10 protein-coding genes are annotated in these 12,426 nt (G+C 73.5%); 3 read left to right on the top strand and 7 right to left on the bottom strand.

What is annotated here, in order from left to right; translation table 11 throughout:
* Positions 1-355: 355 nt before the first annotated feature.
* From ACGF3J_RS04170 to ACGF3J_RS04185, 4 genes are all read right to left on the bottom strand, one after another.
* Positions 356-979 carry a GntR family transcriptional regulator gene (locus ACGF3J_RS04170; protein ID WP_161328654.1) on the bottom strand — a complete coding sequence of 208 codons (624 nt, stop codon included), beginning with the start codon at positions 977-979 and terminating at the stop codon, positions 356-358.
* A gap of 209 nt (positions 980-1,188) precedes the next feature.
* Complete coding sequence (gene sucB / locus ACGF3J_RS04175; protein ID WP_393853452.1) at positions 1,189-2,985, bottom strand: 2-oxoglutarate dehydrogenase, E2 component, dihydrolipoamide succinyltransferase; 1,797 nt, start codon at positions 2,983-2,985, stop codon at positions 1,189-1,191.
* Positions 2,986-3,048: 63 nt separating this feature from the next.
* On the bottom strand, positions 3,049-4,437 hold the full coding sequence (gene lpdA / locus ACGF3J_RS04180) for a dihydrolipoyl dehydrogenase (protein WP_161330460.1): 1,389 nt from the start codon (positions 4,435-4,437) through the stop codon (positions 3,049-3,051).
* Positions 4,438-4,802: 365 nt separating this feature from the next.
* Complete coding sequence (locus tag ACGF3J_RS04185) at positions 4,803-6,338, bottom strand: leucyl aminopeptidase (RefSeq protein WP_393853453.1); 1,536 nt, start codon at positions 6,336-6,338, stop codon at positions 4,803-4,805.
* A gap of 253 nt (positions 6,339-6,591) precedes the next feature.
* Between ACGF3J_RS04185 and ACGF3J_RS04190 the strand changes: the two genes are divergently transcribed.
* Positions 6,592-7,383, top strand: coding sequence for an endo alpha-1,4 polygalactosaminidase (locus ACGF3J_RS04190; RefSeq protein WP_161331980.1), 792 nt, complete (start codon positions 6,592-6,594; stop codon positions 7,381-7,383).
* A gap of 30 nt (positions 7,384-7,413) precedes the next feature.
* On the opposite strand, the gene ACGF3J_RS04195 is transcribed toward ACGF3J_RS04190, so the two are convergent.
* A complete protein-coding gene (locus ACGF3J_RS04195; protein WP_393853454.1) occupies positions 7,414-8,196 on the bottom strand; it encodes an adenosylcobinamide-GDP ribazoletransferase in 783 nt (260 codons plus the stop codon).
* A 63-nt stretch (positions 8,197-8,259) separates the two neighbouring features.
* Here ACGF3J_RS04195 and ACGF3J_RS04200 point away from each other — a divergent pair, with 63 nt between their 5' ends.
* Positions 8,260-9,003 (top strand): hypothetical protein, encoded by a 744-nt coding sequence (locus ACGF3J_RS04200; RefSeq protein WP_161326106.1) that lies wholly within the window; start codon positions 8,260-8,262, stop codon positions 9,001-9,003.
* A 215-nt stretch (positions 9,004-9,218) separates the two neighbouring features.
* Here ACGF3J_RS04200 and cobT read toward each other — a convergent pair whose 3' ends face one another.
* A complete protein-coding gene (gene cobT / locus ACGF3J_RS04205) occupies positions 9,219-10,295 on the bottom strand; it encodes a nicotinate-nucleotide--dimethylbenzimidazole phosphoribosyltransferase (protein ID WP_161326105.1) in 1,077 nt (358 codons plus the stop codon).
* 143 nt (positions 10,296-10,438) lie between these two features.
* Here cobT and ACGF3J_RS04210 point away from each other — a divergent pair, with 143 nt between their 5' ends.
* Entirely contained in the window at positions 10,439-11,158 is a 720-nt protein-coding gene (locus tag ACGF3J_RS04210) for a methyltransferase domain-containing protein (RefSeq protein WP_161326104.1), read from the top strand.
* On the opposite strand, the gene ACGF3J_RS04215 is transcribed toward ACGF3J_RS04210, so the two are convergent.
* Positions 11,147-12,346, bottom strand: coding sequence for a bifunctional adenosylcobinamide kinase/adenosylcobinamide-phosphate guanylyltransferase (locus ACGF3J_RS04215; RefSeq protein ID WP_161326103.1), 1,200 nt, complete (start codon positions 12,344-12,346; stop codon positions 11,147-11,149). The two genes, ACGF3J_RS04210 and ACGF3J_RS04215, sit on opposite strands and share 12 nt — an antisense overlap.
* Between the last annotated feature and the right edge of the window lie 80 nt (positions 12,347-12,426).

The following is a 12,426-nucleotide window of genomic DNA, read 5'->3' on the forward strand; positions in this document are numbered from 1 at the left end:
GTCTTTGGCAGGACAGGGCGTGGGGCTCGGGTGGAAGCCCGTCCGTGACTGTAACTCCCTGATCGATGATCGATCAAAGGGTTGAGGGGCAAAACCTCTTGATTGCGAGAAAGTCGGCACGGGGTGCCTTCGGCGATGGCACGGAGTGACGGTTCCCGTCGGGGGTTTGTGCAGGTGAGGTGGGGTGGGCGCGGATGAGCTCGGGGGGTGCGGCCGAGTGGCGGGTGCGGGTGCCGTCGTGGCTGATCGCGCAGTTCCCCGCGCCCCTCAAGGGGCGCGGGGAACTGCGCGAATCGGGGGGTCTGGGGGCGCAGCCCCCAGGGACGGGAAGGGTAGGGGCGGCGGGGGCGAGAAACTACGCCCGGGGCGCGCAGCCCAACACGTGAGCCTTGACGATCTCCGGGATGCGCGGATCCCGGCGGCGGAAGGCCGCGACCAGCTCGTCGTGCTCCTCCGCATACGACTGCTGCACCGTGCCCAGCCACCGTATCGACAGCGCGGTGAAGACCTCGATGCCCAGCCCCTCCCACGTGTGCAGCAGCACCGAGTTGCCCGCCGCGCGAACCAGCTCGCGGTGGAAGCCCACCGTGTGCCGCACCTGGCCCGTCCCGTCGGAGACCCGGTCGGCCTCGTACAGCGCCGCGACGTGCGGCTCCAGGGCCGAGCAGTCCAGGGCGAGCCGGTCCGCCGCCAGCTCGGCCGCGATGGCCTCCAGGCCGGCCCGGACGGGGTAGCTCTCCTCCAGGTCGGCGGCGGTCAGGTTCCGCACCCGCACGCCCTTGTTCGGCGCCGACTCGATCAGCCGCAGCGACTCCAGCTCCCGCAGCGCCTCCCGCACCGGCGTCTGGCTGACCTCCAGCTCGGTGGCGATCCGGCGCTCCACGATCCGCTCGCCCGGCTGCCAGCGCCCGCTGATGATCCCTTCCAGGATGTGCTCGCGGATCTGTTCGCGCAGCGAGTGGACGACGGGCGCGGTCATGGGAGCTCCTTCGGGAGGGGTCTGTTCGGCCCCCTGGGGCGTTTGACGTTGAGTAACAATACGGCCGTCGCGGCGGGCGGGAAGGGCGCACGGGGGCGCTTCGGCGCAGGTGAGACGAGACTTACACAGCGTTCCCCGCCCGGAACACGGCGATGCCCCCGCCCGGAGGATTCCGGGCGGGGGCACCGTACAGGCCCACTGGCGAGGGACTACAGGCCGAGCTCGACCTCGAACTCGCCGGCCTCCAGGATCGCCTTGACCGCCGTCAGGTAGCGGGCGGCGTCGGCGCCGTCCACCAGGCGGTGGTCGTAGGACAGGGTCAGGAAGGTCATGTCGCGGATGCCGATGACGGGACCCTCCTCCGTCTCGACGACGGCCGGACGCTTGACCGTGGCGCCGATGCCGAGGATGGCGACCTGGCCCGGCGGCACGATGATCGTGTCGAAGAGCGCGCCGCGCGAACCGGTGTTGCTGATGGTGAAGGTCGCACCGGCCAGCTCGTCCGGGCTGATCTTGCTGGCCCGCACCTTGCCCGCCAGGTCGGCGGTCGCCTTGGCGATGCCGGCCAGGTTGAGGTCGCCGGCGTTCTTGATGACCGGGGTCATCAGGCCCTTCTCGGAGTCCACCGCGATACCGATGTTCTCGGTGTCGAAGTAGGTGATGGTCCCCTCGGCCTCGTTGATCTTGGCGTTGATCGGCGCGTGCGCCTTCAGCGCCTGGGCGGCGGCCCGGACGAAGAACGGCATCGGCGAGAGCTTGACGCCCTCACGGGCCGCGAACGCGTCCTTGGCCCGGCCGCGCAGCTTCATCAGGCGGGTGACGTCGACCTCGACGACCGACGACAGCTGCGCCTGCTCGTGCAGCGCCTTGACCATGTTGTCGCCGATGACCTTGCGGATGCGGGGCATCTTGACGGTCTGGCCGCGCAGCGGGGAGGCCTCCAGGGTGGGGGCCTTCTTCGCGGCGGTGGCCGGGGCCGCGGCGGCGGGCGCCGGAGCGGCGGCCTTCGCGGCCTCGGCGGCGGCGATGACGTCCTGCTTGCGGATGCGGCCGCCGACGCCGGTGCCCTTGACGGTGGACAGGTCGACGCCGTTCTCGGCGGCGAGCTTGCGCACCAGCGGGGTGACGTAGGCGCCGTCGTCCGCCGGCTGGGCGGCGGCCGGAGCGGCCGGGGCGGCCGGGGCGGCAGCCGGAGCCGGGGCGGCCGGCTGCGGGGCGGGAGCCGGGGGCGCCTGCGGGGCCGGAGCGGCCGGAGCCGGGGCGGCCTGCGCGGGAGCCGGAGCCGGGGTGGGCTCGGGCTTGGCCGGAGCCTCCTGAGCCGGAGCCTCCTGAGCCGGAGCCTCCTGAGCCGGAGCCTCCTGGGCCGGGGCGGCGGCCGGAGCGGCACCCGCCTCGCCGATGACGGCGAGCTTGGCGCCGACCTCGGCGGTCTCGTCCTCGCCGACCACGATCTCCAGCAGGGTGCCGGACGCGGGGGCGGGGATCTCGGTGTCGACCTTGTCGGTGGACACCTCGAGCAGCGGCTCGTCGGCCTCGACGCTGTCACCGACCGACTTCAGCCAGCGGGTGACGGTGCCCTCGGTGACGGACTCGCCGAGCGCGGGCAGGACGACGTCCGTGCCCTCGGCGGAACCGCCGCCGGACTGCTCGGCGCTCGGCGCGGGCGCCGGGGCGGCCTGCTCGGTGGACGGGGCGGCAGCGGCGGGCTCGGGAGCGGGCTCGGCGGCCTGCTCGGCCTGCGGGGCCTGCTCGGCGGCCGGGGCTCCGGTGCCGTCGTCGATCAGCGCCAGCTCGGCGCCGACCTCGACGGTCTCGTCCTCGGCGACCTTGATGGAGGACAGCACGCCCGACGCGGGCGCCGGGATCTCGGTGTCGACCTTGTCGGTCGAGACCTCGAGCAACGGCTCGTCGGCCTCGACGCGCTCACCCTCGGCCTTCAGCCAACGGGTGACGGTGCCCTCGGTGACGCTCTCGCCGAGCGCCGGAAGGGTTACGGAAACCGCCATGGTTTCGGTTGCTCCTTACGAATTGCGGAAGTCTGTGTCGTCGCGCCCAATGACCGAGGGAGGTCAGTCGTGGGAGTGCAGCGGCTTGCCGGCCAGCGCCAGGTGCGCCTCGCCCATCGCCTCGTTCTGCGTCGGGTGGGCGTGGATGAGCTGGGCCACCTCGGCGGGCAGCGCCTCCCAGTTGTAGATCAGCTGGGCTTCGCCGACCTGCTCGCCCATGCGGTCGCCGACCATGTGGACGCCGACCACGGCACCGTCCTTGACCTGCACGAGCTTGATCTCGCCCGCGGTCTTGAGGATCTTGCTCTTGCCGTTGCCGGCCAGGTTGTACTTCAGGGCGACGACCTTGTCCGCGCCGTAGATCTCCTTGGCCTTGGCCTCGGTGATGCCCACGGAGGCGACCTCGGGGTGGCAGTACGTCACCCGCGGCACGCCGTCGTAGTCGACCGGGACGGTCTTCAGGCCGGCGAGCCGCTCCGCCACCAGGATGCCCTCGGCGAAGCCGACGTGCGCGAGCTGGAGGGTGGGGGCGAGGTCACCGACGGCGGAGATGGTCGGGACGTTGGTCCGCATGTACTCGTCGACGAGGACGAAGCCGCGGTCCATGGCGACCCCGGCCTCCTCGTAGCCCAGGCCCTGGGAGACCGGGCCGCGGCCGATGGCGACGAGCAGGACCTCGGCCTCGAACTCCTTGCCGTCGGCGAGGGTGACCTTGACGCCGTCCTGGGTGTACTCGGCCTTCTCGAAGAAGGTGCCCAGGTTGAACTTGATGCCGCGCTTGCGGAAGGCGCGCTCCAGCAGCTTGGAGCTGTTCTCGTCCTCGACCGGGACGAGGTGTTTCAGGCCCTCGATGATCGTGACGTCGGCGCCGAAGGACTTCCACGCGGAGGCGAACTCGACGCCGATGACGCCGCCGCCCAGCACGATCGCGGACTTCGGCACGCGGTCGAGCTTGAGCGCGTGGTCGGACGAGATGATCCGCTCGCCGTCGATGTCCAGGCCGGGCAGCGACTTCGGCACGGAGCCGGTCGCCAGCAGCACGTGCCGGCCCTGGACCCGCTGACCGTTCACATCCACGGAGGTCGGCGAGGACAGCCGGCCCTCGCCCTCGATGTAGGTCACCTTGCGCGAGGCGATCAGACCCTGCAGGCCCTTGTAGAGGCCCGAGATCACGTCGTCCTTGTACTTGTGGACGGCCGCCATGTCGATGCCCTCGAAGGTGGCCTTCACACCGAACTGCTCGCTCTCGCGGGCCTGGTCGGCGATCTCGCCCGCGTGCAGCAGGGCCTTCGTAGGAATGCAGCCGTTGTGCAGGCAGGTACCGCCGACCTTGCCCTTCTCGATCAGGGCGACGTCCAGGCCCAGCTGAGCCCCGCGCAGGGCCGCGGCGTAACCACCGCTGCCACCGCCGAGGATCACTAGGTCGAAAACGGTGCTGGCGTCGTTCGCCACGTCACGTCCTCCATGCATGTGCGCCACGCCGGTCTCCAGTGACCGGTCGGCGGCTGGTGTCCGGCCGCTCATTGTTCTCGGCCCTTGGGTGGGCCCTGTCCTGCCGGGCTCCATCTTCGCACTTGTGAGAGGCGAACGAGACGTGGGGCCGGGGTGTGAGACGCCCCACGTTCACCGGACACCGACGGCATCGCAGCGCCTCCAGGGGTGCGGGGCTGTGTCTGATCTGCGGCTCCGCCGCGTGGGCGCGACCGTTCTGCCCGTCGGCACCGCAACGCCGCCAGGGGCGCGGGGAACTGCGCGACCAGCCACGACGGACCCGCAGCCGCAAGATCACCCCGCACCCCCGGGCGCTCACGCGAACGTCACCCGAGATCGCCGGACGCCGTCAGCTCGGCCAAGCGGACCAGCGTCCGCACCGCCGTACCCGTGCCACCCTTCGGCGTGTACCCGAAGGGACCGCTCTCGTTGAACGCCGGGCCCGCGATGTCCAGGTGCGCCCAGGCGATGCCCTCGCCCACGAACTCGCGCAGGAAGAGGCCGGCCACCAGACCGCCGCCCATCCGCTCACCCATGTTCGCGATGTCCGCGGTCGCCGAGTCCATGCCCTTGCGCAGGTGCTCCGGCAGCGGCATCGGCCAGGCCGGCTCGCCGACCTCCTCCGCCGCCTCGTGCACCGCGGCGCGGAACGCGTCGTCGTTCGCCATGACCCCGTACGTCCGGCTGCCCAGCGCCAGCATCATCGCGCCGGTCAGCGTCGCCACGTCGATGATCGCGTCCGGCTTCTCCTGCGAGGCCGCCCACAGCGCGTCCGCGAGCACGAGCCGGCCCTCGGCGTCGGTGTTGAGCACCTCCACCGTCTTGCCGCTGTACATGCGCAGCACGTCACCCGGGCGCGTCGCGGAGCCCGAGGGCATGTTCTCGGCCAGCGCCAGCCAGCCGGTGACGTTGACCTCCAGGCCCAGCCGCGCGGCGGCGACGACGGCGGCGAACACGGCGGCGGCGCCGGCCATGTCGCACTTCATCGTCTCGTTGTGCCCGGCCGGCTTCAGCGAGATGCCGCCCGAGTCGTAGGTGATGCCCTTGCCGACGAAGGCGAGGGACTTCGTCGCCTTGGACGACGTGTACGACAGCTTCACCAGCCGCGGACCCGCCGCCGACCCGGCGCCGACGCCCAGGATGCCGCCGTAGCCGCCCTTGGTCAGCGCCTTCTCGTCGAGCACCTGCACCTTGATGCCGTGCTCCTTGGCCGCGGCCTGCGCGACCGCCGCGAAGGCCTCCGGGTTCAGGTCGTTCGGCGGGGTGTTGACCAGGTCGCGGGCGCGGTTCAGCTCCTCGGCCACGGCCGCGGCACGCTCGACCGCCGCCTTGTACGCCTTGTCGCGGGGCTTGCCGCCGAGCAGCACGGCCTCCGCCAGCGGGGCCTTGCCGTTCTTGGCCTTGGCGCCGCCCTTCTCCTTGTAGGCGTCGAAGGAGTACGCGCCGAGCAGCACGCCCTCACCGACGGCGCCGGCGTCGGCGGCCTCGGTGAGCGGGAGGGCGAAGGCGGCCTTCTTGGCGCCGGCCAGGGTGCGGGCGGCGACACCGGCCGTCCTGCGCAGCGCCTCGGCGTCGAAGGAGGCGTCCTTCTCGGGCTGGGCGCCGAGACCCACGGCCACCACGATGGGTGCCTTGAAGCCGGACGGAGCGGGCAGCTTCGTCACCTCGCCCTCGGCGCCGGAGGCACCGAGGGTCTCCAGGACGCCGGCGAGCCGGCCGTCGTACGCCTTGTCCACGGCCTCGGCGCCGGGTGCGACGACCAGGCCCTGGGACTTGGACGCCGTGTCCTTGGCGACACCGATCACGATCGCGTCGGCCCGGAGGCCGGGCGCCGCTGCGGTGCTGAGAGTGAGAGCAGTCACGGTGGTGAATTCTCGCTTCCGTATGAAGTCTGGTGTGGCCGAATGCGGGTGGGTCGACCGGGCCCGACATCCGACCCTGGATCCCTCCTGCGAGGCGCGGTCCGCGCCCGGGCGGGCGAGGACCCGGGACGAGCCTACGCTCGCGCCCGCGCGCGTCCGATCCCGCGGGGCCGCGGTTTCCCGCCGGACACCCGGGATGAGAGATCATTCCTGGGGTACGCCACCGCGCCACCCCACCCCCTGGAGCACCCCCGTGAGACGCCCGGCCCTGTCGATAGCCCTCCTCCTGCTGCTGGCGGGCTGCACCTCCTCTCCCGTCGACGGCGGGGGCGGCGGGGACGCCGCGGACCACTGGCGGCCGCGGCCCGGCACCGCCTGGCAGTGGCAGCTCAGCGGGAAGCTCGACACCTCCGTGGACGTGCCGGTCTACGACATCGACGGCTTCGACCACACGAAGGCCACGGTCGCCGGTCTGCACGACGACGGCCGCAAGGTCATCTGCTACCTCTCCACCGGCGCCTGGGAGGACTTCCGGCCCGACGCGGCGAAGTTCCCCAAGTCCGTGCTGGGCAAGGGCAACGGGTGGGAGGGCGAGCGGTGGCTGGACATCCGCGCGACGGACGTCCTGGAGCCGCTGATGGCCGAACGCCTCGACATGTGCCGGGAGAAGGGCTTCGACGCCGTCGAGCCGGACAACATGGACGGCTACCGGAACGAGACCGGCTTCCCCCTCAGCGCGGACGACCAGCTCCGCTACAACCGGCTGATCGCCGAACTCGCCCATGAACGCGGAATGGCCGTCGGGCTCAAGAACGACCTCGACCAGATCCCCGAACTGGTCGACGACTTCGACTTCGCGGTCAACGAGCAGTGCGCGCAGTACGGAGAGTGCGCTGACAACCAGCCGTTCGTCGAGGCGGACAAGGCGGTCTTCCACGTCGAGTACGAGCTGCCCACCGAGCGGTTCTGTGCCGAGTCCCGGAAGATGCGGCTCAGTTCGATGCTGAAGAAGTACGAGCTGGGACCGGAGCGCGAGGCCTGCTGAGACCGGTGCCCTCGCGGCTCCTGCTCCGGATCAGCCGAGGACCGAGACCACCAGTGCCGTGGTGGCCGCCGTCTCCGCGACGCCGCCGAAGACGTCACCCGTGACCCCGCCGAAGCGGCGGACGCAGTGCCGCAGGAGCAGTTCGGCCGCGGCCGCGGCGCACAGTACGGCGAGGGCCGTGCGTACGACGTCGTCCGCCCCCAGGAGCGCGCCCGCGCCCGCGGCCGCCAGGGTGACGGCGGCGGCCGCACCCAGCGCCGCGGCGACCGGGACCACCCCCGCGACCGCCGCGCCCAGCCCTTCCGGGCGGGCGGCGGGCACGCCCGCCCGGGCGGCCAGCGTGAGCGCCAGCCGGGCGGCGGTCGCCGAGACCACGGCGGCGAGCGCGCCCCGGGCCCAGGAGCCGTCGTAGGCCTGCGCCAGCGCGGCGACCTGGGCGAGGAGCGTGAACAGCAGGGCGAGTACGCCGAACGGCCCGATGTCCGACTGCTTCATGATCCGCAGGGCGTCCTCGGGGGGCTTGCCGCTGCCCAGTCCGTCTGCGGTGTCGGCCAGGCCGTCCAGGTGCAGTCCCCGGGTGAGGACGGCGGGTACGGCGGCGGTGGCGACGGCGGCGAGGAGGCTGCCGGCGCCCAGGAACAGCAGCAGGAGTCCGGTGCCCGCGGCCGCGGCGCCGACGGCCAGTCCGGCCAGTGGCGCGCACAGCATGCCGGCGCGTGCCGCCTCCCTGTCCCAGCGGGTCACCGCGACCGGGAACACGGTGAGGGTGCCGAAGGCGAAGCGGAGGCCGTCGGGGGAGAGGGTCCTGGACACCGGCGCAGAGTACCCGGAGGTGGTGGGCAGGGTGTTGACGAGGGGTCGGGATAAAGTGCGCATATGGGAGATTGGTGGCAGCGGAACATCGCGGAACCCGGCAAGCTGCCGCTGCTGCTCGCCCTGGGGTCCTTCGTGCTGACGTTCGTGATCACCCGGGTCATCACTCGTCTGATCCGGGCGGGGAAGGGGCCGTTCGGGAACGTCAAGGCGGGCGGGGTGCACATCCACCACGTGGTGCCCGGGGTCCTGCTGACCGTCATCGGGGGGTTCGCGGCGGTGGCGGGGGGACGGCACGGGTTCGGGTCCGCCGTCGCGGCCGTGGTCTTCGGCATCGGAACGGGGCTGGTCCTGGACGAGTTCGCGCTGATCCTGCACCTCGACGACGTGTACTGGAGCGAGGAGGGGCGCCAGAGCGTGGAGGTCGTGGTGGTCACGGCGGCCCTGGTGGGGCTGGTCCTCGCCGGGTTCACGCCGTTCGGGGTCGACGGGGTGGACCAGGACGAGTTGGAGGGCCGCGCGGGCGTCGTCACGACCGTCGCGGGTAACTTCCTGTTCTCGTTGCTCGCCCTGGCCAAGGGCAAGACGCGGCTCGCGCTCTTCGGGGTGATCGTGCCCGTGATCGCGCTGATCGGCGCGGTCCGGCTGGCCCGGCCCGGCTCGCCCTGGGCCCGCCGTTTCTACGCCGGCCGCCCGCGCGCCCGCGCTCGCGCCCGCTTGCGGGCCTACCACCACGACCGCCGCTGGTCCGGCCCGCGCCGCGCCGTCCAGGACTGGATCGGCGGCCGCCCGGACCCACGCGGCTGATGCCTGCGCGGGTTGGGTGGGGTGCGCGCAGCGCCTCCGTAACCGCGGGCAGATGTGCCTCCCTCAGTGCCTGAACGTCCTGGGAGGTACCCCCAGGGGCGGCACGGGTGGGCGTGGCGGCACCCGGTCAGCGCCGGGTCGCGTCACCCACCCACGCGCCCGCACCCACGCCGGGGGCCACCGGGACGCCGGGTCAGGGAGCCGACCCCCGAGGTTCACCCCGCCGCGGGCACCGTCTTGTCGTCGGGCGTTGACTCCGGCAGCTCCGCCGCCAGTGCCGCCGCGGCCTGGACCAGGGGCAGGGCCAGCAGAGCCCCCGTGCCCTCACCCACCGTCACACCCTGGGACAGCAGCGGTTCCAGGGCCATCCGGTCCAGCGCCTTCGCCTGGCCGGGCTCGCCGCTGTCGTGCGACGCCAGCCACCAGTCCGGCGCCCGGAAGGCGACCCGCTGTCCGACCAGCGCGCACGCGGCCGACACGACGCCGTCGAGGATCACCGGCATCTTCCGCACCGCGGCCTGGAGCAGGAAGCCCGTCATGGCGGTGAGGTCCGCGCCGCCCACCGTCGCGAGCAGCTGCAACTGGTCGCCGAGTACCGGCCGGGCGCGGCGCAACGCGTCCCGGATCGCCGCGCACTTCCGCATCCAGGCCAGGTCGTCGATGGGCAGCCCGCCCCGCCCGGTGACGACGGAGGCGTCGGTCCCGCACAGCGCCGCGACCAGCACGCCCGCCGCCGTCGTCCCGCCCACGCTCACATCGCCGAGCACCACCAGGTCGGTGCCCGAGTCGGCCTCCTCGTCGGCCACCGCCATCCCGGCCCGGAAGGCGGCCTCCGCCTCCTCGGGGGTCAGCGCGTCCTCGATGTCGATGCGCCCGCCGCCACGACGCACCCGGTGGCCGGAGACCTCGGCCGGCAGCGACTCGGGGTCGCAGTCCAGCGACATGTCGACGACGCGGACCGGTACGCCGAGGCGCCGGGCGAGCACCGACACCGGCCGGCCGCCCTCCAGCACCTCGCGCACCAACTCGCCCGCACTGCCCGCGGGCCGCGCGGAGACACCCAGTTCGGCGATCCCGTGGTCGCCGGCGAAGAGCACGGCCCGGGGCCGTTCGACGGGCCGTACCGGCACGGCGGACTGCGCCGCGGCCAGCCACTCGCCCAGTTCGTCCAGGCGGCCCAGCGCTCCGGGCGGCACGACCTGACGCTCCCGGCGCGCCTCCGCGTCGCGACGTACGCCGCCGTCCGGGCGCTCGATCAGGTCGGTGAAGTCGTCGAGATTCAGCGAGCTCATTCGCCGAACAGTACCGGCCCCGGTCGAACACCAAGGAGGGCCCGTGGGCAGCGCGCCCGGGCGGCGTCGTTGCACCCCGGAACGCGATCACCTACGTAACGTTTTGCCTGGATTGTCGTTCGTACTCGTCCCGGGAGCCGCCCATGTCCGCACCCCCCGCCCCCTCGGTGCCTCCCGTCCCCCGCTACGGGCCCTCCCGCGCGGACTGCCCCTGGTGCGGCTCGCGTCGGCTGCGGGCACGGCCGCGGCGCGAGGAGCCGCGGCAGGGCGAACCCGGCCGGTCCGTTCTCGAGAGGTGTGCGGACTGCCGGCTCGGGTTCAGGAACCCACCGGTCCCGGCGGCGACCGGGCACCCCGCGCTCCGGGCCGGAGTCCGGCTGAGACACGCGCTCGCCGCCCGCGCGATGCTCCGCCACTGCCCCGAGCCCGAGAGCTGGCTGGACGTCGGCACCGGCGACGCCGACTTCCCGCACACCGCCCGCGCGCACTTCCCGTACACCTCGTTCGACGGGCTGGACGCCACCCACCGCGTGCTGCGGGCCCGTGCGGTGGAGCGGGTCGAGGAGGCGTTCGTGGGGCGGCTGACGGACCCGCACATCGCGTCCCGGCTGCGCGCCCGCTACGACGTCGTGAGTCTCTTCCAGTACCTGGAGAGCGTGCCCGACCCGCGGGCCGAACTGCGGGCGGCGGTGCGGGTGCTGCGGCCCGGTGGTCATCTGCTCGTCGGTGTGGCGGATCCGCGCCGGATCCTTCCCGCGCATCCCGTGGGTCTGGCCGCCGAGTTGGTGGCCCAGGGCTGCACCGTGCTCGGCGGCGCCCGGGGGCAACGGGTCGTCGCGCGCCGGGACGGGTCAGCCGCGTAGCACCAGGGCCTGGCCCGCCACCACCAGCAGCACCTGCTCGCATTCGTTCGCGAACGCCGCGTTCAGCCGCCCGAGTTCGTCCCGGTAGCGGCGGCCGGACGCGGTGGCCGGGACGATGCCCGAGCCCACCTCGTTCGACACCGCGACCACCGTGCGCCGGGTGGCGCGGACCGCCTCCGTCAGCTCCCGCACCCGGTCCCTCAGAGCACGTTCGCCCCCGCCGGACCACTCCGCGTCGTCCCACGCGCCGACCGCGTCCATCGCGTCCGTCAGCCACAGCGACAGGCAGTCGACCAGGAGGGGCGGGCCGTCGTCCTTCAGCAGGGGCACCAGGTCGCAGGTCTCGGCGGTGCGCCACGAACCCGGGCGCCGTTCCCGGTGGACGCCGACCCGGGCCGCCCACTCGGTGTCGCCGCCCCGGGAGCCGCCGGTGGCCACGTAGAGCACGTCCGGGAAGGGTTCCAGGCGGCGTTCGGCCTCCACCGACTTGCCCGACCGGGCGCCGCCCAGGACGAGGGTGCGCCGGGGTACGTCGGGTACGTCCTCGTAGGCGCCCACCGTCAGGGTCGTGCCGTCGGGCACGGCCCTCGCCCCGGCCGCCGCGAGCCGCCGCGCCAGTTCCGGGCCGGGCGGCACGTCGTGGTCCAGGTGGACGGCGACGACGTCCGTCGTCGGGCCCGCCGCGCCGACCGACCGCAGCTTCGCCAGCGCGTCCGGCCGCCCCACCACGTCCGCGACGATCAGGTCGTACGGCTCCGCGGGCTCCTCCAGACCGGCCGGGGCGCCGCCCGGCGGCACGTAGAGGAGCCGCCTGCCGTCCGGCCCCGTCACGGCGTAACCCGTGCCCGGCGCGTCCAGCGCCACCGCCCGCACCCGGTGCCCGGTCAGCACCGCCAGTTCCCGCCCGTCCGGCACCCGCCCCGGCTGCGGCAGCCCGGCCGGCACCTCCACCGCGGGCCCGTCGTGCGGATGGGAGAGCAGCACCTGCCGTACGCCGGCCAGGGACCGCCCGGCGCGGGCCGCGGCGAACGCGGCGCCCGGCGTGAGGTCGAGCAGCAGCGCACCGTCGACCAGCAGCGCGGTCGCCGCGCGCGCCTGCTCGCCCTGCGCCGCGGCACAGGCCGCGCAGGGACAGTCGGGGCGGGGGAGTCCCGCGGGGGCACCGGTGCCGAGCAGAGTCACGTCCACGCACCCGATTTTCGCCGGTCGCCCGGCGACGTGCGCGCCCGAGGCCCCCCTAGGAGCACGCACCGCCTTGTACGGCGCAC

It is taken from the genome of Streptomyces sp. NPDC048171 (assembly GCF_043202655.1).
In the GTDB taxonomy this organism is placed as follows: Bacteria; Actinomycetota; Actinomycetes; order Streptomycetales; family Streptomycetaceae; genus Streptomyces.